This is a genomic window from Basilea psittacipulmonis DSM 24701 (genome assembly GCF_000743945.1).
In the GTDB taxonomy this organism is placed as follows: Bacteria; Pseudomonadota; Gammaproteobacteria; order Burkholderiales; family Burkholderiaceae_B; genus Basilea; species Basilea psittacipulmonis.
In genome coordinates, this window is record NZ_CP009238.1 from 1,921,994 (window position 1) to 1,945,009 (window position 23,016).

Annotated in this window: 13 protein-coding genes; 7 read left to right on the forward strand and 6 right to left on the reverse strand. The window is 42.1% G+C overall.

The window, feature by feature from the left end; translation table 11 throughout:
* Positions 1–47: 47 nt before the first annotated feature.
* From IX83_RS08325 to IX83_RS08335, 3 genes are read left to right on the forward strand one after another with little or no spacing between them, the layout of a single operon-like run.
* The gene (locus IX83_RS08325; RefSeq protein WP_038501299.1) at positions 48–2,531 is read left to right on the forward strand and encodes a DNA topoisomerase III; all 2,484 of its coding nucleotides are present in this window, start codon (positions 48–50) and stop codon (positions 2,529–2,531) included.
* The gene (hemN, locus tag IX83_RS08330) at positions 2,528–3,892 is read left to right on the forward strand and encodes an oxygen-independent coproporphyrinogen III oxidase (protein WP_038501301.1); all 1,365 of its coding nucleotides are present in this window, start codon (positions 2,528–2,530) and stop codon (positions 3,890–3,892) included. Before IX83_RS08325 ends, hemN begins: the two co-directional genes overlap by 4 nt.
* A gap of 4 nt (positions 3,893–3,896) precedes the next feature.
* On the forward strand, positions 3,897–4,715 hold the full coding sequence (locus IX83_RS08335) for a class I SAM-dependent methyltransferase (RefSeq protein WP_038501303.1): 819 nt from the start codon (positions 3,897–3,899) through the stop codon (positions 4,713–4,715).
* Positions 4,716–5,065: 350 nt separating this feature from the next.
* Here the strand turns inward: IX83_RS08335 and dsbD are convergent, their stop codons facing one another.
* Together dsbD and cutA are read right to left on the reverse strand one after the other, a co-directional pair.
* Entirely contained in the window at positions 5,066–6,949 is a 1,884-nt protein-coding gene (gene dsbD / locus IX83_RS08340; protein WP_051919602.1) for a protein-disulfide reductase DsbD, read from the reverse strand.
* Entirely contained in the window at positions 6,942–7,277 is a 336-nt protein-coding gene (gene cutA, locus IX83_RS08345; RefSeq protein ID WP_038501305.1) for a divalent-cation tolerance protein CutA, read from the reverse strand. Before cutA ends, dsbD begins: the two co-directional genes overlap by 8 nt.
* A gap of 324 nt (positions 7,278–7,601) precedes the next feature.
* Between cutA and IX83_RS08350 the strand changes: the two genes are divergently transcribed.
* Together IX83_RS08350 and IX83_RS08355 are read left to right on the forward strand one after the other, a co-directional pair.
* A complete protein-coding gene (locus IX83_RS08350) occupies positions 7,602–8,003 on the forward strand; it encodes a hypothetical protein (RefSeq protein ID WP_038501308.1) in 402 nt (133 codons plus the stop codon).
* Positions 8,003–8,305 carry a cell division protein ZapA gene (locus tag IX83_RS08355; RefSeq protein WP_038501310.1) on the forward strand — a complete coding sequence of 101 codons (303 nt, stop codon included), beginning with the start codon at positions 8,003–8,005 and terminating at the stop codon, positions 8,303–8,305. The genes IX83_RS08350 and IX83_RS08355 overlap by 1 nt, the downstream gene beginning before the upstream one ends.
* A 380-nt stretch (positions 8,306–8,685) precedes the next feature.
* Here IX83_RS08355 and IX83_RS08360 read toward each other — a convergent pair whose 3' ends face one another.
* Both IX83_RS08360 and IX83_RS08365 read right to left on the reverse strand, forming a co-directional pair.
* Entirely contained in the window at positions 8,686–10,221 is a 1,536-nt protein-coding gene (locus tag IX83_RS08360) for a phosphoethanolamine transferase (RefSeq protein WP_038501312.1), read from the reverse strand.
* Between the two features lie 69 nt (positions 10,222–10,290).
* The gene (locus IX83_RS08365) at positions 10,291–11,655 is read right to left on the reverse strand and encodes a putative Na+/H+ antiporter (RefSeq protein ID WP_038501314.1); all 1,365 of its coding nucleotides are present in this window, start codon (positions 11,653–11,655) and stop codon (positions 10,291–10,293) included.
* Between the two features lie 112 nt (positions 11,656–11,767).
* On the opposite strand from IX83_RS08365, the gene ubiA reads away from it, so the two are divergent.
* Together ubiA and gltS are read left to right on the forward strand one after the other, a co-directional pair.
* Positions 11,768–12,706, forward strand: coding sequence for a 4-hydroxybenzoate octaprenyltransferase (gene ubiA, locus IX83_RS08370; protein ID WP_038501889.1), 939 nt, complete (start codon positions 11,768–11,770; stop codon positions 12,704–12,706).
* Positions 12,707–12,736: 30 nt separating this feature from the next.
* Positions 12,737–13,942: a sodium/glutamate symporter gene (gene gltS, locus IX83_RS08375; RefSeq protein WP_038501316.1), complete on the forward strand. Its 1,206-nt coding sequence runs from the start codon at positions 12,737–12,739 to the stop codon at positions 13,940–13,942.
* A 499-nt stretch (positions 13,943–14,441) separates the two neighbouring features.
* Here gltS and rpoC read toward each other — a convergent pair whose 3' ends face one another.
* Entirely contained in the window at positions 14,442–18,743 is a 4,302-nt protein-coding gene (gene rpoC, locus IX83_RS08380) for a DNA-directed RNA polymerase subunit beta' (protein WP_038501317.1), read from the reverse strand.
* Entirely contained in the window at positions 18,740–22,852 is a 4,113-nt protein-coding gene (rpoB, locus tag IX83_RS08385) for a DNA-directed RNA polymerase subunit beta (RefSeq protein WP_038501319.1), read from the reverse strand. The genes rpoC and rpoB overlap by 4 nt, the downstream gene beginning before the upstream one ends.
* Between the last annotated feature and the right edge of the window lie 164 nt (positions 22,853–23,016).

Here is a 23,016-nt window from a genome sequence, read left to right on the forward strand (position 1 = left end):
TCCTAAATTAATAAAACATATTTTTATAACAAAAAGGTATTGGTCATATGTCAAAAACGCTTATTATTGCAGAAAAACCATCTGTAGCTCGTGATATTGCTCAGGCGCTTGGGGGCTTTAAACGAGAGGGAGATTTTTATGAAAGTGAGCATTATGTGCTTTCTTCTAGTGTCGGTCATTTATTGACACTAGCCAATCCTGATGATGTCAGCCGTGGAAAGTGGTCTTTTACTAACTTACCAGCGATTCCAAAAAAACATTTTGATATTGTACCTACCGACAAAAAGTCTCAAGCTCGTTTGAATATGCTCACAAAATTAATCAAACGACGTGATGTAGATGCACTCATTAACGCCTGTGATGCGGGACGAGAGGGTGAACTTATCTTCCGTTACATTGTCCAATACAGTGGTACGAAAAAACCTATCCAGCGTCTTTGGCTACAATCCATGACCCGTTCGGCCATTGTCGATGCTTTTTCTAAACTACGTCCTGATGCCGATATGAAACCTCTTGAAGATGCGGCCCGTTCTCGTGCTGAGGCAGACTGGCTCATCGGAATCAATGGCACTCGTGCGATGACCGCCTTTAATAGTAAAGATGGTGGTTTTTATAAAACACCTGTCGGCCGCGTTCAGACACCGACTTTAGCGATTGTATTTGCACGTGAAGAACAAATTCGGGCCCACAAAGAACGCACTTATTGGGAAGTTTACGCTAATTTTGCGTGTGCAAATGGTTTTTATGAGGGGCGTTGGTTTAATCCTAATCACAAGAAAAACAACGAAGATCCCGATGACCGAGATCATCGTATTTGGCTAAAAGAAACGGCTGAACTCATTCAATCCAAATGCCATAGAAAAACTGGCGTGGTCACGGAGGAATCTAAACCCAGTAGCCAACAATCGCCTCTTTTATTTGATTTAACGAGCTTACAAAGAGAAGCTAACTCTCGTTTTGGTTTCACTGCGAAAACCACTTTGGCATTAGCTCAAGCACTTTATGAAAAACATAAGGTATTAACCTATCCTCGTACTGATTCACGTTATTTACCTGAAGATTATTTATCTCAGGTCAAGCAGACATTACAAACCATTACCGAATCTACCACGAGTATTAATCGCCCTCATGTGCCTTTTGCTAGTAAGATATTACAGCATAATTGGGTCGTGCCTAATCGTCGCGTCTTTAATGACAAAAAGGTTTCTGATCACTTTGCAATCATTCCTACTTTGCAAATGCCAAAAGAACTCAGCGATGCGGAAGCAAAAATTTATGATCTCGTATTAAAGCGTTTCTTGGCAGTATTTTTCCCAGCTGCCCAGTTTAATTTAACCACACGTATTACCAATATCGAAGGTCAATTATTTAAGACAGAAGGTAAGGTATTGGTTTCTCCTGGATGGTTAGAAGTATATGGTCGCCAACACACAGAAGAAGACGCTTTGGTGCCGATCGAACATAATGAAAAAGTGTCTGCAGAAGATATTTATATCAAAGAAGCCCAAACACGTCCTCCTGCACGTTATAACGAGGCGACCTTATTAAGTGCCATGGAAGCGGCAGGAAAATTAGTCGAAGACGATGAACTGCGTGAAGCGATGTCTGAACGTGGCTTAGGCACGCCTGCGACACGTGCCACCATTATCGAAGGGTTATTAAACGAACAGTATTTGCACCGTGAAGGTCGTGATTTAGTGCCGACCGCAAAAGCCAGACAGTTAATGACCCTACTGAATGGTTTAAAAGTCACCGAGTTAACCTCTCCTGAACTAACAGGTGAGTGGGAACATAAACTGAAACAAATGGAACAAGGACAGCTAGAACGACAGTCTTTTATGCAGGATATTACGCGTGTCACCCAAGTACTGGTCAAACGTGCCAAAGAATATGAACTTGACACCATTCCAGGCGATTATGTCACGCTTTCTACGCCTTGTCCTATGTGCCATGGTGTTGTCAGAGAAAATTACAGACGTTATGCCTGCGATAATTGCGATTTTTCAATTACCAAACATCCTGGTGGTCGTACATTTGAAACAGATGAAGTGGAAACCTTGTTGAAAAACCGCGAGCTGGGTCCATTAAATGGCTTTATTAGCAAGATGGGACGACCTTTTTCTGCCTTGTTAAAAATCACCTCAGACGGAAAACTTGAGTTTGACTTTGGACAAGACAGTGAGGAAGATGATGAGAAAATCGATTTTGCATCACTAACCCCTACTATTTGCCCTGTTTCTCAAGCCGAAATTTACGATACGGGTATGCAATACATCATTAAACATCCGCCTGCATCGTTAGCATTGAAAGAAGAAGAATTGAAGCTATCCAAAATCATTCTTCAACAAGAACTATCGACCGATCAAGTGGTGAAATTGCTAGATGAGGGCAAAACCGATTTATTAGAGAACTTTGTCTCCAATCGTACTCATCGCAAATTTAAAGCTTACTTGGTACTCAATAAAGGTGGCAAAGTAGGATTTGAGTTTGAAGAAAAAACGCCCAAAACACCTCGTCAGAAGAAAAAATGAAGCAAAATCTCATCCAAAAATACAACATCCCCGGTCCTCGTTATACCAGTTACCCTACCGTTCCATACTGGGATAATGAGGGCTTTAGTAGCGAACGCTATATACAAACACTGAAAAAAAGTTTTGATGAAAGTAATGCCAAAGAAGGTATTAGCTTATACATTCATTTACCCTACTGTGAAAGTTTATGCACGTTCTGTGCCTGTCATAAACGCATTACCAAAAAACATTCTGTCGAAGAGCCGTATATTGACGCACTTCTTAAAGAGTGGTCTTTATATTTGAACATCCTAGGCGATCGCCCGAATATTAGCGAGATTCACCTAGGTGGTGGCACCCCGACTTTTTTCAAACCTGAAAACCTCAAACGTCTGATTGAGGGAATTTTATCCACATCCACCGTCGCACCAGAACATAGTTTTAGTTTTGAAGGTCACCCGAACAACACCACTCGTTCCCATTTACAAACTTTATACGATCTAGGTTTTAGACGCGTCAGTTTCGGCGTTCAAGACTATGACGCTAAGGTTCAAATCGCGATTAACCGCATCCAGCCTTACTTTAAAGTCAAAGAAGTAACGGAAATTGCTCGAGAAATAGGCTACACCAGCATTAGCCATGATTTAGTGTTTGGCCTACCGTTTCAAACTTGGGAAAGCGAAGAAAAAACCATTAAGCAAACCATCGCCTTAAAACCCGATAGACTCGCCTTTTACTCCTATGCACACGTACCTTGGATCAAAGGTGTTGGCCAACGTGGGTTTGATGAAAACGATCTACCCAGTGGTCCAGAAAAACGTAAACTTTACGAAAATGGCAAAGCGTTATTAGAAGCATTAGGCTATGTAGAAATTGGCATGGACCATTTTTCCTTGCCTCAAGATGAGCTATACCAATCGATGTTGAACCGCAAGATTCATCGTAATTTTATGGGCTATACCTCATCCTCAACACAGGTGATGATCGGCTTGGGCGTTTCGGCGATTGGCGATACTTGGTATGCTTTTGGCCAAAATGAAAAGTCTATTGAAACTTACTACGAATATTTGCAAAAAGACCTCCTGCCTATCTATCGAGGACATATTCTTACCTCAGAAGATTTAGTGATCCGTCGTCATATCTTAAATCTAATGTGTTTATTGCACACGCGTTGGGACGATCCGCAAGCACAGTTTGCCGAACTTCCCCAAACATTAGAACGATTACAGGAAATGCAAAACGATGGCTTACTCACTCTGTTACCGAATGGTATCGATATTACCGAAGAGGGGCGAACCTTTGCACGCAATATCTGTATGGCATTTGATTTAAGAATGTTACGAAACAAACCCGAAACTCGTATTTTTTCCATGACGGTATAAGCCCATGAGTCTGATTCCTGAAATTCGCGAAGGTCAATCAATTGAGCTGTTGAAAGCCTTACATATCCTGACACGTGACGGAAAAATTAATCAAGATACACGTCGCAAACTCAAACAGGTCTATCATCTTTTTCAGTTTATTGAACCTTTGATGAAAGATATATTCGATCATCAAGACACCCTGAATCTCGTGGATCACGGGGCAGGCAAATCATATCTCGGTTTTATTCTTTATGATTTGTTCCTCAAAAACTTCCCGCAAGCTCATGTTTACGGTATTGAGACACGTCATGATCTTATTGTTAATGCTCAGTCTTTGGCCAAAAAAATCGGTTTTGAACAAGGCATGAGTTTCTTAGAAATGAATACGGCAGACAGTTTTCATCACCCCAGTCTTCCTGAAAAAGTCGATATCGTGACCGCTTTACATGCTTGTAACACGGCTACAGATGATGCTTTAAAGTTTGCACTTATTCATCAAGCCAAATACGTGGTACTGGTGCCTTGTTGTCAAGCAGAAGTCGCTGCCGTGTTTAGAAAACTCAAAGGCCATACCCTTGGCAAAACCCCTTTGTCCGAAATCTGGCGACATCCCTTACATTCAAGAGAATTTGGTAGTCACTTAACGAATGTATTGCGTTGTTTACAGCTTGAAGCCCATGGCTACCAAGTCACGGTGACGGAACTGGTTGGATGGGAACACTCGATGAAAAACGAACTCATCATCGCCAAGAGCAAACACAGTGCCAGACAGCGACAATTGGCCATTCTACAAGAAATGAATCTCGACTGCCTAAAAGAACGATTCGCCTACGATCTGTGAGATTGTTGATCATGAGGATAAGTCGCCTTAACCGCCGTCTGACCTCACGATTGAATCGGGACATTTTGTTCGAGCAAAAGGTTTTTTGATGTAGATTGACGGCATATCAATGACGTGACAGCCTTGTTTACTCACGGTGAGAGACGCATTACCCCATCAGCAGATCGCCCCTCTTTTTCACCCACCGTGAAACATGCTTCGAGCTATCGCAGCGGTTCGGTGAGCGAATCTACTTGCTGTAAGACACACTCTCTATATCTCAGTAGATTGACAGCCTTGTTTACTCACGGTGAGGGACGCATTACCCCATCAGCAGATCGCCCCTCTTTCCCCCCACCGTGAAACATGCGTCAATTCTTATTCAGAGCACGTTGTAGTATCGAGGCAAAGTCTTGGGCATTTTTAAAACCAATCACTCGCTCGACTAATTTCCCTTCTTTAAAAATCAAAATAGCGGGCGGTCCAAATAATCGATATTGTTTCAAAATATCCATATGTGCTTGCGTTAAATCCGTCATATCAATACGATACAACTTCATTTGACGCATCATTTGTTCAACACGGGGATCGGTAAACGTATATTTTTCCATTTCAATACACGCCACACACCAATCCGCATAAAAATCCACCAAAGCGATTTTTTCTTGTTGCAACACCTGATTCAAGGTGTTTCCATCGTGAATATCATTAAATTCTAAATGACCCGCTACACTGCCCAAAGCTTTGTTTTGAGCCATTGTTAGCGGACTTAAAGGATTTAAGGCATCGCGACCACCCGCCGCATAGCCTATCACGATCACAAACGCCCATAACACAAATAAAAGACTCAACACCTTAGACAAAAGTCGCCATAAAGTGATGTTGCCTATCGATTCAAACAACCCTAAACAAATAGCAAAGCCTAGGCATAGTGCGGCCCACAATATCATCGACAAACCACTAGGTAAAATCGCTTGAGCCAACCATAATGCGGTCGCCAACAGTAACAAACCACAAAATGCTTTCACACGATACATCCATTGTCCTGTTTTAGGCACCCAACGTCCTGCACCTATCCCTAAAAGTAACAATAATGCACCTTGCCCCCACGCCAAGAAAAACAAAGCTAATGCACCTGTTAATAAGCTTTGAGTTTGGGCAATAAATAACAACACGCCCGCCATTGGTGCTGCCACACAAGGCCCTAACACCAACGCCGACAATAAGCCGACCACAAACGCTTGTCCTACACCATGTCCCTTAATCGTATTTGTTTTTTTATTGAGTAAATTCTGGACGGCAACTGGCATCTGTAAATTCAACACATCAAACATGGCCAATGCAAAAACAACCAAAATCACTGCAAACGTGCCTAATACCCAAGGATTTTGCAACCAAATCGATAAAGAGGCCCCCATCGCTGCCGCCAACACGCCCAACAAAGTATAGACCAGCGATACGCCCAATACATAAGCAGCTGACACGCCAAAGCCTCGTTTAGCGGATACCGTTGTCGAAGATGAAGATTTTCCAACAATGATAGACAATAAAATAGGTAACATGGGCAATACGCAAGGCGTTACTGACAACATCACGCCTAACGCAAAACAAATCAACACGATTTGCCATAATGAAGCCTGAGTCAGATAACGTGCGACTCCCTCATCATTTTCGTTCCATAACGCCGTTACATTTGTCGTGCGGTCCGTTTCATTGATGATTGTATCGACCTGACTACTTTGACGAGTATTCAAAGGAAACTTCATAAAGGAAGTGTCCGATGCCGATAAACGCTGCACGTTTAATTTACCAGAAGCATCCTTACTCAGCGTAAACGTCTCGTCCATGGGTGGATAGCACAACCCTGCATCCGCACACCCTTGAAAATGCACTACCAGACTGCCTTCACGCGACGTACCCTTTACATCTATCTGTCCTTGCACTAAAGGCTGATGATAGACTTGTACCACTTTCCCAAAATTTTCATCATACTTTTCTTCGGCCACTGGTAACGTCATATTTAAAGGCGTTGCATCCAGTGTCGCGTTCAAACTTTCTTTGTACAAGTAATAACCAGGTGCCACCTTAATCCCTACTAGCAGCTGATCCTCATCTAATACGGACACCGTTGCTTGAAAGGCTTGTTCAGGCTCCAAAAACTCATCTGCATGAACGACATTCATCCATCCTACCAACAACGCTAACCATAAGGCTAGGCACCCATATATGATTTTCTTGGGGGAAATACTAATCATGACTTGCTACCTCTTTAGCCACCCAAGAAAGATACTCCGGCAATCCGCCTACTATCGGCATCACCACAATTTCTGGAATCTCATAAGGATGTGCTAATTTAATCTCTTGTACACAAGCTTCTTGCTTTGCTTGCGTCGTTTTTATTAATAGTTGCATTTCCGATTCAGCCTGCAATTTGCCCTCCCACATATACACGGACAGACCTGCTGGTGAAATATGTGCACACGCTGCCATGCCATGTTCAACTGTTTGATGAGCAATTCTTTTTGCGGTTAATAAATCAGGGACCGCTGTCATAATCAATACACATGCTGATAAATCTTTCATGCCAAACCATTTCAATGCTTAAAACAAAAGGTATTGTACCCTCATTTTGAGGCCTACACCAAAATACCTTATTGTGCGTGCTACCGCTATCAATGAGTAGCATCTGTTTTCAACGGTACCGCTGCATTCAGTCCTGCCGCACCTTTGACAATACTAATAGACACCTCTTTTTACAAATAGTTTCATTTAAAAATAATTTATTTTTTTGATCAAGTCTGCTCCTATCTAATTTTTTAGCAGAGGTTTATTCAGGCCAATTAAACAGGTGTGTTAGGTTAAAATGAACGCTACTTTAAGTAGATTATTAGAATTGGAATAGTCGTTATGCTTCAAGACCTAGAACAGATTGCCCAGAAAATAAAATACCTCGTCACAGAGAAACATCATTTAGAAAAAAAATACCAAGAAACGCTTTCCGAGAACCAATCCTTATCGGAAAAGATTGATGCTCAAAAAACGACTTTAACTCAAGAAATCCAAGAAAAAGACGCGTTGATTCATCAGCTAAAAAATGAGGTATCTAGTTCTACACTGAAAAGCCAAGAGTTTGAAAAAACCATCAAAAGTCTTGAACAAACCGTTGAACAGCTTCGCGAACAGCTTTCACAGAGCGAAACACAGGTCCAATCCTTAAAAAATGACTATGAAATACTGAAAAATGGGGCGATTCAAGCTCGCGAACGTGTCGAAAAAATCTTGATTAATTTACCTGCCGGAGAAGAATAATGTCAAAAATTACCGTCAATATACTAGGTCGTGATATTAATCTTGCGTGCCAACCTCAAGAAAGCGAGAAAATCCGCAGTGCTGCAGAATATGCAGGTCAGTTAATGGACAGAATCAGAAAGAAAAGCACTAATTTAAGCAGTGAACAAGTCGCTATTTTGGCATGTATCCAACTAGCAACTGAATTACAAAACGTGAAAGCTCAAGATGGTCCTTTGGCTGGCGTTTCCTACGGTAAGCTACAAGAAACACTCGCTGATATTAACGACTTGCTAAATAAAGAACTCAAAACAAATCCTTAAACAACCTTAACATGGGATCTATGCCGATACAGATCCCATCCCCCCTACTTTCGCAACATGATGGCTGATAACGTTCAGAAGCGGTGCCGATGCGAATCTCACACACCACCTTTACACCCTTTCCTGAAACATTTTATAATAGCGACGTCCCTGCTTTATGCGAGATAAGCTTATATTCTCTTACCTATGCTTGTGGCATCGGGTTGTTAGCTTAGAAAGGTGGGCGTGAGCGTCTCTTTGTCAGATGAACCCGAAACCTCTCTCAAACGACCCACTTGAACTTTAGGGTTCGAGATGCCAGCTTACACGCATACTACGCGGGGACTCTCTTTCAGCCACCCCCTCACTGAACATTAAATTTCTAAAAATCTACCGCTGCTTTACTGTACTGTTTCTTCTTTTGGAAAAGACAACGGTGATATAAGTTTTTTATCATCGACAATATCGTTATAAATTAATGGTTCATGCTCTGGCATATGCCTTAAATCATAAGGACTGTAGCGTGAATCCGTTAAATTTGTATCAACACCAATCCATTGTGAAAATAACGATAAAAAATCAAATCCACTAAAATATTTATCATACATCTGATGAGTCGTGCTATCGCTACTTAATATTAAAAATGGAATTCGATAAGCATTCAAAATATTAGAACTCACTCTTACACCATTTTCTTGAACAGACATGCCATGATCAGAGAAATACATCAAAGAATAACTCTCTCCTTGCTTTTCTAAAATATCATGAACTTGTCGAAGAAAGGCATCTGTTTTTTCAATCGAAGCAAGGTAACAATTTGGTACTTTTCTCACAAACACACGATAATGATTAGAAAAATAAAACAAGCGATCACATGGATTAGGATGAGAACCAAACGTATGCAATACGATGAGCTTGGGTTTTTCTGTTTTTTCTTTCAAATAACTTCTTAATGAATTCAACAATACAAAATCATCCGTTTTTATCGAAGAATAATCGCCTAAATTTAAAAATTCTGTCTGAGAGGAATATTTAGCGATTGCACTAATAGGACTATCATGCTCTCCCACAAACCCTTGATTACTAGCCCAATAAGTTTGATAACCAGCGGTATTGGCCAACGTTATAAAATTATTATTCAGCTGATAATGAATACCATCTTCCGTCTTACTTAACATTCGAGACAATGAGCGAACCGTATTAAAACTCGTTGAATAAGCCTTGTTAAAAAATACGCCATTAGCAGTATTTAAAAAAGGAGTGGTTAGATGAGAATAACCGTACACTGAGAAATAATCGGCTCTTGCACTCTCACCAATAACTACCACGTAATAACGATAACGAGCATAATTTTGATTTTTTTCAAGCACCCAATCTACAGGCTTATTCCTTATTGATTCCATCAAGGCAATGTTTTCTTCGTATTCTTTGCCCAACTTATAAAATTTATAACTACTTTGAACAGGAAATGAAAAATAAACGAGGGTAGAAAAAACAAGAATAAATATAAGTTTTGAAATTCGATTCAGCTGGCTAAACTGAATAAGTGGCGTTTTTCGCCCAAAGAAACATAACACCAATAAAAGTATAATAAAGATGCCTGCACCGACATATGTTTTAGGAGGTATCGTAGAAAGAAAACCTATCGCCTCCGTAGCATTAGTCTGAACAACCGCTACATACGTTTCTAAATTAAGTATTACCCCCCCCATATAAGTTTTAAATAAAACGCCAAATACCGTGCTTATAAGCCCCAATGGCAACAACAAATAAAGACAATAACGATTACCTAATGCAAGAAGAAAGCAAAAAATAAATACCGCCATTTCTTTTTTGTTTAATGTTCTATCCGTCCAATCCCCTAGAATAATAAACAAAGCAATAATCAACGTTAAAGAAAGAAAAATATAAAAACGATCTTTAGCGACTACACCCACTTTAACACCTCTAAAAAAACAGCTTAGTCATAAAAACTAAGCTGTTTATTTTATCGTTCTTTATTACCTTTATAAAGTAGGCAATAACACGAACATCAAGCCTGCAATAATCGTGGGGATAGCCGCAGCTGCCAACAAATAATGCGGGGCGATGCTTTGATCGGGGAAGAAGCGTTTTAACAAAGAGAATCCTGCTGGATTAGGGGCATTAGCAATGACCGTTAATCCACCACCTGTCACCGCTCCAGCGACCAACATATAACGCCAAAACTCTGATGTCCCATCCACCAAAGATCCCAAATAGGTCAATGCCGCATTATCCGTGATCGCTGTCAATGCCGTGGTACCAAAGAACAAGACGGTAGGACTTAATCCTCCCAACAAATCTTGCAACCACCATTTTTGCAAGCCACCTAGAATAATTAATCCTGCCAAGAAGAAACCCACTAATAAGCCCTCTTTGATCAATAAAGGATTTTGATGGCGTTCATACGCTTGTGTATAACCTATAAATAGCATTAACAAACCTAAAAACACGCTCGCGTGATGTGCTGAAAGTACCACGCCCAATAAGAACAGACAGTGCATCGCAATCACCACTAATGGCACGGGTTCACGTGTATCTTTTGATACCTCATCAGAAGTGCTAGAAGCGGCTAACAATTCTTTACGAATCATAAACGTCAAAATACTTGAATTAATCAAAACCGCAATAGCTGCTTTCCACCCAAAATGCTCCATCATATAAGCAGTATCCCAGCCAAATGTTTTTGCAACCATCAATACAGGTGGTGCGGCATAGGCTGTCAACACACCGCCAATCGATACGTTTACAAATAACACACCGATCACAAGGTATTTATTAAAAGTGTTTTGGCTAATCGCAAAATAAGTGCCACCCAAGGTTAAGGCTGCTAACGTCATCGCTGCAGGTTCTGTAATCAACGATCCTGCCAATGGCACCAAACAGATCGTGATAAAAAACTGAGCCACACGCGTATCAACAGGGGCCAATTTTGCCAATCCTTTTACCACACTTGAAACAAGCTGTAGAATCGGACGACTGGAGGCAACCACCATAATCGTAAAGACAAACAGAGGTTCAGTAAATTTATGTTCGGCCGCCAACGCATCTAAATAAGCAATGGCCCCTAATTGTCCTGTCGCCGCTTGCGATAATGTATTCGCATCACTCAAATGATGAGAAACATCCGCACCAACTCCCTGAAAAATAAACATAAAGCCAATGAGTATGGCCGCCCACACTCCAAAGACAATTTCCACTTCAGACATCAAGTGCCAAAAACCTGAGTGTCTCGTATCCATGTGTGCTAATTTTGCAAACTTTGAGACTGAGAATGTATGTATAATCGCTAAAGCAAATAAAATCGTTGCGATAATTTCAATTGTTGAGGGTGCAATCCAGGTTTGCATAAAGTAAAATACCTCCACATGTTAAATAAAGTTCTCTTAACAAAAGAACCTATTTTACCAAAACAAAACTTAGCCACCACACAAAATGAGTGTGCAACATGATTTTAAACATATGAATCCTGAAAAAACAGATAATAAGCCTATCTCACACCACGACCTAAACGACATCCGCCTTAATGACTGGGTCAGCAAATACTTACCTGTATCTTGGCAACCTTATGCTCGTCTTTGTCGCCTCGATAGACCAGTGGGGACATGGTTAACATTATTGCCTTGTATTGCGGCATTGATTCAAGCTGCACACGGACTGCCAGACATCGGGCGATTGATCGTTTTTAGCCTAGGGGCTTTATTAATGCGAAGTGTGGGATGTACCATTAACGATATTTGGGATAGAGACTTTGACAAACATGTCGAACGAACACGCTATCGCCCTCTAACGAATGGGGATCTGTCTCTCAAACAAGCCGTTATGTTTCTTTTAGCACAACTGGTCTTAACGGCTTGCCTTTTGTTTTTCCTAAATACCTATACCATTTATTTGGCCATTGCCGTCGTGCCTTTGACCATTATCTATCCTTTATGCAAAAGATTCACCTATTGGCCTCAAGTGGTGCTGAGTTTGGCCTTTAACTGGGGGATGTTAATGGCTTGGACAGACACACTTAACACGTTGCCTTGGGGAGCCGTGCTGATGTGGTTAGGGGCAGTCACATGGCAAATCGCTTACGATACGATGTATGCCTATGCAGATTTAAGCGATGATGAAAAACTTGGGTTAAAATCTACAGCACGCTTATTCCAACAAAATGGATTATACTGGTTATCTTATTTTTATACGTTAACCGCACTATTATGGCTAGTCGGGGGAATATTACTTGATATGAGCATCGGATATTACGTTGCTTTGGCCATAATTACAGCGTTTTTAGTGTGGCAACTCTACCAATTTGATTTAAAAAATCCCGCGAGAAATTTTCAACTCTTTAAAATCAATATTTGGACTGGGGTGCTACTTATTGTTGCAAGTTTACTTGGTGTCTTGCAATAACACATCAGAATAACTACTCAAAGGACTAATATGGAATTTAATGCCTATTACACACTTATTTTTGCAACGATTGTTCTGTTATTTGGACGTTTTTTAGTCAAAAAGATCAAATTCTTGCAAGACTTCAACATCCCTGAACCTGTTGCAGGGGGCTTAGTGGCCGCCATCTTATTACTCATATGGCACAGTGTTCAAGGTACCAGCTTTACCTTTGACGGCAATCTACAGCGGACATTCATGTTAATGTTCTTTGCCTCCATCGGTTTGAGTGCCGACTTTTCTCGTCTCAGAATGGGTGGAAAGCCTCTTATTATCTTTTTATTCGTGGTAGGGGCATTCATTATTGTTCAAAACGTTGTCGGTGTGTCCATGGCGATGTTATTAGGACTTGATCACTCTGTTATCGGCCTTATCACTGGTTCTGTTACCTTAACAGGCGGACACGGTACGGCAGGTGCATGGGGTGGTGTGTTTGAAGCAAAATACGGACTCACCAGTGCCAAAGCCATTGGTATTGCCAGTGCGACGTTTGGTTTAGTATTAGGTGGATTGATCGGTGGACCTGTTGCTCGTCGTTTAATTAATAAAGTAAGAACACCAGGATTAAATACTATTGATGATGGTTCGCAAGACCTAGAGTTTGAACGTCCCAAACACCAACGTTACATTACGTCTAGTGCGGCGATTGAAACCCTAGCCATGTTCGCGGCTTGCTTGGTATCTGCTGAAATTTTAACCGCGGCGACCAAAGGAACTTGGATTGAATTACCTCAATTCGTTTGGGCCTTAGCCAGCGGTGTTGTCATTCGTAATTTCCTAGTATTGGTCTTCAAAGCCAATATGTTCGATCGTGCGATTGATGTATTTGGCAACGCGTCATTATCCTTATTCTTGGCAATGGCGTTATTAACATTAAGATTGTGGGAATTGGCTGACTTAGCCGCACCGATCCTTATCATCTTAGCGGTACAAACTATCGTGATGATTTTATACGCTTATTTTGTGACCTTTAGAGTCATGGGATCTAACTATGATGCCGCTGTTTTAGCCGCTGGACATTGTGGTTTTGGGATGGGTGCTACGCCAACAGCCATTGCAAATATGCAGGCCATTACGGACAAATTTGGTCCCTCTCATAAAGCATTCCTAATCGTTCCCATGGTAGGAGCTTTCTTTATTGATATTATTAACGCAGCGATTCTACAATTATTTAATAGCTTACCGTTTATTAATTAAACAAAGCATTTATGCGAATGCCCAGTGTTTTTATGCTGGGCATTTTTATTTATTACGCCTGCATCCTGCAAACTTAATCTACTTCCCAAAACATACTACCCACTTAATCGCTGTTTTTTATACATAAGCGTTATCCTGATAACTTAACTTAATAAACTTACTTAATTTACTTAATTTAATGAACGATCTTTATAACGTCACCGCCCATACGAATAAGGCGTGTTTTACTACCTTTACAACCCAACACCCTTTTCTGCACCGTCCACCTCAAAAAACCATCAACCCCGCTTCCTCACACGCCACTCAAACGTACCATCACAAAAAAAGCTCAGCCACCTACTCAAACATCTTGACCACGATATTAACCTGCTTCTAAGCCATCAAGCACGCTTCCTCACACGCTGTCTCACACACCTCATCACACGCCACCCCAACGTACCATCGCAAAGAATAAAAAAAAGCCGAGGCACTTACCTCGGCTTCATATGATGAAAAGAAATTATTCTTCGTCTTGTCCCTCATCATCACTTGATGAAGTAGGGATGAACATGGATGCAAATGGGTTCACATTTGTATCGCTTGGAATAATCTCATCAATTTCGGCATCAATCTCTTTGAATGGGTTTTCCAAACCAGACGAATGGCTAGAATACGCTTCGTCTAAGATTTCTGATGCAGGGGTTCCCGCACGTTGTGCAATAGCTTGATGATAAGCCAACCCTGTACCAGCAGGAATCAAACGACCCACGATTACGTTCTCTTTCAAGCCACGTAAATCGTCACGTTTACCCATGATAGCCGCTTCGGTCAAGACACGAGTTGTTTCTTGGAACGATGCAGCCGAGATGAACGAATCAGTAGATAAAGATGCTTTTGTAATACCTAATAAGATATTTTCATACGTCGCAGGCACTTTACCTTCAGCGATGACGCGATCATTCTCATTCAACATTTCTGAACGTTCTACCTGTTCACCTGGAATAAACTTCGTATCACCCGCATCAATAATATTGACACGACGCAACATCTGACGAACAATCACTTCAATGTGTTTGTCGTTAATTTTTACCCCTTGTAAACGATAAACGTCTTGAACCTCGTTCACAATATAAGCAGCTAATTTCTCGATACCTTGCAATCTCAAAATATCATGAGGGTTTGCAGGACCATCGACAATCAACTCACCTTGGTTAACCACTTGGCCGTCATGAACTAATACTTGTTTTTCTTTAGGTACTAAGAATTCATGTGTCGTACCGTCTGTTTCAGTAATAACAAGACGTTGTTTACCTTTTGTATCCTTACCAAAAGAAATCGTACCTGTCACATCTGCCAAGATACCTGAATCTTTAGAAGCACGTGCCTCAAAGACCTCAACCACGCGTGGAAGACCACCCGTAATATCTCTTGTTTTCTGAGATTCTTGAGGAATACGAGCCAACACTTCACCTACGCCGACTTCTTGACCATCACGAACGGTAATCAACGCACCGACTGGGAAAGAAATGCTGACTGGATGATCAGTACCCGCCATCTTAATTTCTTCACCATCGTCATTGATTAACTTCATCAATGGACGAGCCGCTGTCTTACCGCCACGAGATTTAGGCGTAATCGCTACCAAAGTTGACAAGCCTGTTACTTCGTCCATTTGGCGAGCCACAGTAACACCTTCCTCAATGTTCTCAAAGCGAACTTTACCTTGGTATTCCGAAATGATTGGACGCGTTAATGGATCCCATGTCGCCAAACGAGCACCCGCTTTCACCACTTCACCATCACCGACCAATACTGTCGCACCGTATGGTAGTTTATGACGTTCACGCTCACGACCGTTATCATCAAAAATCATCACTTCGCCAGAACGAGAAATAGCAATACGTTCACCTTTTGCATTCGTCACATAACGCATGCTACTTGCAAATCCAACAGTACCTGCTGATTTCGTTTCTACTGAAGAAGCCACGGCTGCACGAGATGCGGCACCACCGATGTGGAACGTACGCATCGTCAACTGTGTACCAGGTTCACCGATAGACTGTGCTGCAATCACACCAACGGCTTCACCTGCATTCACCATAGAACCACGACCCAAGTCACGTCCATAGCAGTGTGCACACAAACCATGACGTGTCTTACATGTCAATGGAGTGCGAATCTTCACTTCATCGATACCAATTTTATCGATCAACTCTACTTTATCTTCGTCTAATAGAGTGCCCGCATAAATAATCGTTTCTTGTGTATCAGGATGGATAATATCAACTGCCGCCACACGACCTAAAATACGGTCACGTAATGGCTCAACCACCTCACCACCTTCAACCAAGGCTTTCATGAGGTAACCATCTGTCGTACCGCAATCATCTTCTGTGATCACTAGGTCTTGAGTCACATCCACCAAACGACGAGTCAAATAACCAGAGTTTGCTGTTTTTAACGCCGTATCCGCTAGACCTTTACGTGCACCGTGAGTGGAAATAAAGTACTGCAATACATTCAAACCTTCACGGAAGTTCGCTGTAATCGGTGTTTCGATAATCGAACCGTCAGGTTTAGACATCAAACCACGCATACCCGCCAACTGACGCATCTGAGTCACCGAACCACGGGCACCTGAGTCAGCCATCATATAGATTGAATTAAACGACTCTTGACGCACTTCTTGTCCAAAGCGGTCGATCACAGGCTCTGTTGCCAATTTTTCCATCATCGCTTTAGAGACGCGATCACCAGCTTTACCCCAAATATCCACCACGTTGTTATAACGTTCTTGGGCGGTAACCAAACCAGACGCGTGCTGTCTTTCAATCTCACGCACTTCCGTCATCGCTTCTGAAAGGATTTTCTCTTTTGAGTCAGGAATCAACATATCTTCCATCGCAATCGAGATACCTGCACGTGTAGCCAAGCGATAACCGTTTGCCATCAATTGGTCAGCTAAAATCACCGTATCGCGTAAACCGCAACGACGGTAAGATTGGTTGATCAAACGAGAAATTTCTTTCTTCTTCAAAGGTTTGTTCAACACTTCAAAAGGCAAGCCTTTAGGCAAAATCTCACTTAATAAAGCACGACCTACTGTTGTTTCAACACGTTTAAGTTTAGAGGTCCATTCGCCGTTTTCATCTTTGAAATACTCAGGCAAACGTACCGTAATACGTGTTTGCAACTCTACTTCGCCATTGTCTAAAGCACGTTGAACTTCTGCCAAATCAGCCAAGAACATCCCCTCGCCTTTTGCGTTAATACGCTCACGAGTTGTATAGTACAGACCCAAGACCATATCTTGAGAAGGTACGATAGAAGGTTCACCGTTGGCAGGGAACAAAATGTTATTTGACGCCAACATCAATGTACGTGCTTCTAGCTGTGCTTCCAAAGACAAAGGTACGTGAACCGCCATTTGGTCACCGTCGAAGTCGGCGTTAAAGGCCGCACACACCAATGGGTGTAACTGGATCGCTTTACCTTCAATCAACACAGGTTCAAACGCTTGAATACCTAAACGGTGCAAAGTCGGTGCACGGTTAAGCATTACTGGGTGTTCGCGAATCACTTCTTCTAAGATGTCCCAAACAACTGGTTCTTGGGCATCTACCAAACGGTTAGCAGGTTTCAAGCTCGTTGCCAAGCCCATAGAGATCAAACGGTTAGCAATAAACGGCTTAAACAATTCCAAAGCCATCAACTTAGGCAAACCGCACTGATGCAATTTCAACTGTGGACCCACCACAATAACCGAACGACCTGAGTAGTCAACACGTTTACCCAATAAGTTTTGACGGAAACGACCACTCTTACCTTTAATCACATCAGACAATGATTTCAACTGATGCTTGTTCGCACCTGTCATCGCTTTACCACGACGACCATTGTCTAACAAGGAATCAACCGCCTCTTGTAACATACGTTTTTCGTTACGCACGATAATATCAGGTGCGTTGGATTCTAATAAACGTTTCAAACGATTGTTACGGTTAATCACGCGACGATACAATTCGTTCAAATCAGAAACGGTGAAACGACCACCCTCAAGCGGCACCAAAGGACGTAAATCAGGAGGCAATACAGGTAACACCTCCATAATCATCCACTCTGGCTTCATGCCTGATCGTTGGAAACCCTCTAATACTTTTAGACGTTTTGAAATCTTTTTGATTTTCGCTTCTGAACCTGTTACTTTCAATTCAGCACGAAGATTCTCAATCTCTGCATCCACGTCAATCGTACGAAGTAATTCAGCGATCGCCTCTGCTCCCATCAAGGCCACAAAGTCATCACCGTACTCTTCAACTTTTTGAACATAGTCCACATCAGACATAATCTGACCACGTGACAACGGTGTCATGCCTGGCTCAATCACGCACCAAGCCTCAAAATACAACACACGTTCAATGTCACGTAATGTCATATCAAGAACCATACCTAAACGAGAAGGCAAGCTCTTCAAGAACCAAATATGGGCAACTGGACTAGCCAACTCAATATGACCCATACGTTCACGACGAACTTTTGAGTCCGTCACTTCTACGCCACATTTTTCACAAATAATACCGCGACGACCAGGTCCTTTATATTTGCCACACAAACATTCGTAATCTTTGACTGGACCAAAAATACGTGCACAAAACAAACCATCGCGTTCTGGTTTATGTGTACGATAGTTAATCGTCTCCGATTTTTTCACTTCTCCATATGACCATGAACGGATTTTTTCAGGAGACGCAATACCGATCTTAATGGCATCAAATGTTGTGTCCTGATTTATCTGTTTGAATAAACCTGCTATGCTTTTCATTCTTTACGCTCCAAATCCATATCTAATGCCAATGAACGAATCTCTCTTACCAATACGTTAAAGGATTCTGGCGTACCTGCTTTTAGAACATGCTCACCTTTAACAATATTGTTGTAAATATTGCGACGACCCACATTGTCATCAGACTTAACGGTCAACATTTCCTGTAAGGTGTACGATGCACCATAAGCCTCAAGTGCCCAAACCTCCATCTCACCGAAACGCTGACCACCAAACTTAGCTTTACCGCCTAGTGGTTGCTGAGTCACTAATGAGTATGGACCTGTTGAACGAGCGTGCATCTTATCATCCACTAAGTGATGAAGTTTCAAATAGTGCATGTATCCAATCGTGACAGGACGCTCAAAACGCTCACCTGTACGACCATCGATCAAATACGCTTGAGTACGTGTTGGCGTTAACTGTAGTTTTTCACGAATTTCTTCAGGATAAGCAATCTTCAACATTTCCTGAATTTCTTCTTCGGTAGCACCATCAAATACTGGTGTTGCAAAAGGTACACCATTACGAAGATTATTCGCCATCGCCAATAACTGATCATCATCAAACTGTTTGAAATCAGTTTTGATACCCGTCGTGTTATAGACGCGATCTAAGAAACTACGTAATTCTTTGATTTGGCCTTTACGTTCTTCGTCAAGCATTTCGGCGATACGTTGTCCTACGCCTTTAGCCGCCCAACCCAAGTGAACTTCCAATACCTGACCCACGTTCATACGTGATGGCACGCCTAATGGGTTCAATACGATATCCACTGGTGTACCATCTGCCAAGTGTGGCATATCTTCTACTGGAACGATACGTGACACCACACCTTTGTTACCGTGACGACCTGCCATCTTATCACCAGGTTGAAGACGACGTTTCACCGCAATATACACTTTTACCATCTTCAACACGCCTGGAGGCAACTCATCGCCTTGAGTCAATTTCTTGCGTTTTTCTTCAAAAGCCAGATCAAACTCTTTGCGTTTTTGTTCAATAGACGCTTTCGCTGATTCCAAAGCATTCGCCGCTTCTTCATCTGCTAAACGAATATCAAACCAATGCCAACGGTTTTCAAGTCCCTCAAGATAAGCAGACGTAATCTTCGTGCCTTTTGCCAAACGACCTGGACCACCGTTTGCCACTTTGCCCTCTAAAATACGAGCAATACGGTCAAACATGTCATTTTCAACGATACGTAACTGATCGTCTAGATCCGTGCGATAGCCTCTCAATTCATCATCAATGATAGATTGGGCACGTTTATCACGCTGTACTCCTTTACGCGTAAAGACTTGAACATCGATAACCGTACCAGACATACCTGTTGGCACAGTCAATGACGTATCTTTTACATCATAAGCTTTCTCACGCAACACCTCACGCAACAAACGTTCTTCGTTCGTTAAGGTAGTGGTTTCGCCTTTTGGTGTCACCTTACCCACCAACAAGTCGCCTGCACTAACTTCTGCACCGATGTGAATAATACCCGACTCATCTAAACGACCTAATTGGGTTTCAGACAAGTTGCTAATATCGCGTGTAATTTCTTCTTTGCCCAAACGTGTATCACGAGCAAATACGCTTAATTCCTCGATATGAACAGACGTATAACGGTCTTCTGCCACTACTTTTTCAGAAATTAAGATCGAGTCCTCGAAGTTATAACCGTTCCATGGCATGAACGCGATCAACATATTTTGACCCAACGCCAATTCACCAATATCCGAAGACGCACCGTCTGCAATCACATCACCACGTGCCACGACATCGCCAGGACGCACGATTGGACGCTGGTTAATGTTAGTGCTTTGGTTAGAACGTGTGTATTTGATCAAATTGTAAATATCAACGCCCACTTCACCGGCACGACTTTCATCATCATTCACACGAATCACGATACGTGAGGCATCAACAAAGTCAACCACACCACCACGCGTCGCGACCACAGGTGTACCTGAGTCAACCGCTACCGTACGTTCAATACCTGTACCAACCAATGGTTTCTCAGGACGCAAGCAAGGAACTGCCTGACGTTGCATGTTTGCACCCATCAATGCACGGTTCGCATCATCGTGTTCCAAGAAAGGAATCAAAGAAGCCGCTACCGACACGATCTGTGATGGTGCCACGTCCATATACCCAATCTCGCTTGGTGAGGCCATAAACGTTTCACCCGCTTTACGGCAAGCCACGCGATCATTGATAAAACGACCGTTCTTATCCAACTCCGCGTTCGCTTGGGCGATCACGTATTTTGACTCTTCAATAGCCGATAAGTATTCTACTTCATTAGTTGTTTTGCCATCTACGACTTTACGATAAGGCGTTTCTAAGAAGCCATATTTGTTCAAACGTGCATACAAGGCCATTGAGTTAATCAAACCAATGTTTGGACCTTCAGGCGTTTCGATAGGGCATACACGACCATAATGCGTTGGGTGTACGTCACGCACTTCGAAACCAGCACGTTCACGCGTCAAACCACCAGGACCTAAGGCCGAAACACGGCGTTTATGGGTAATCTCAGACAATGGGTTTGTTTGGTCCATGAACTGAGAAAGCTGGCTTGAGCTAAAGAATTCTCTAATCGAGTTAGAAATCGCTTTGGTATTCAATAGATCCTGAGGCATTAAGTTATTGCTTTCTGCCTGACCTAAACGCTCTTTCAAAGCACGATCAATACGTGCTAGGCTACTGCGGAACTGGTTACTAATCAACTCGCCAACACAACGAACACGACGGTTACCCAAGTGATCAATATCATCCACATAACCACGACCGTTACGCAAATCAACCAACACTTCGATCGTTCTTAAAATATCCGCGTTTGTCAAAGTCAACGAAGTCTCGTTCAAACCAAGACGACTATTCACTTTCATACGACCGACTGGATCTAGATCGTAAGTTTCTTTGCTATAGAAAAGACGATTTAATAAATCTTCCAACCCTTCTTCAGTTGAAGGCTCGCCCGGACGCATCAAGCGATAAATCGCCGCACGTGCACTCATTTGATCAGGCACTTCATCAGTACGCAATGTCTGAGAAATATAAGCACCGTGATCAAGCTCGTTGGTATAAATCGTTTCAAACTTCTTCACACCTGCTTCACGCAACTGTGTCAAAATCTCTTCCGTAATTTCAGCATTTGCTTTGACAAGCACTTCACCTGTTTTCGTGTCAACAATATCTTTTGCAATCACACGACCAATCAAATACTCGTCAGGCAAATCGATTTTAGAAATTTTTGCTTTTGCGACATCATTCAGATGTTTCTTAGTAATACGCTTATCCTTGGGAATAAGGACATTGCCATCAGCATCTTTCAAATCAAAGCTTAATACTTCGCCTTTCCAACGCTCAGGCACAAACTGCTTCGTCGCACTGGTTTTATTCAAGGTCACTTCTTCAAATTCATAGAAATGCTCCAGAATACTTTCAGGGGTCATGCCGATTGCTTTAAGCAAAATCGTCACTGGCATTTTACGACGACGATCGATACGGAAGAATAAAATATCTTTTGGATCGAACTCAAAATCCAACCAAGACCCACGGTAAGGAATCACGCGAGCTGAAAAAAGCAACTTGCCTGAACTATGCGTCTTACCACGGTCATGTTCAAAGAACACACCAGGCGAACGATGCAACTGAGACACCACAACACGTTCAGTACCGTTAATGATGAAAGAACCAGTATCCGTCATCAAAGGAATTTCTCCCATGAAGACTTCTTGCTCTTTCACTTCTTTGACACTTGCCTTGCTCGAATCACGGTCGATAATTTTCAAACGAACCTTGGCATACAGTTGTGAGGCATAAGTAAATCCACGCAACTGACATTCTTTTACGTCAAACACAGGTTCGGTCAAATGATAGCTAACAAACTCAAGGCGTGCTGCACCATTGTTACTGTCAATTGGGAATATTGAATTAAACGCCGCTTGCAATCCATCGTCTTCACGCTTGTCTGCAGGAATATCTTTCTGCAAGAATCGGCGATAAGACTCTAGCTGTGTTTCAAGCAAGTAAGGAAGTGGCTGTACATTTTCGCGTTTTGCGAAACTTTTACGAATACGCTTTCTTTCAGTAAATGAGTATTGCATTTTCACTCCAGATTGGAGGGGTTGGAGATTTGGGACGTCCAAACCTTTCTTGTTACGACTCCATAGAAAACTACTTTATACAAGCTGTTTTTTATGGAAACACAACAAAAATAAAATCCCTAGTTTATAAACAGCAAACCCCAGGGGCACAAAAATGTGACCCT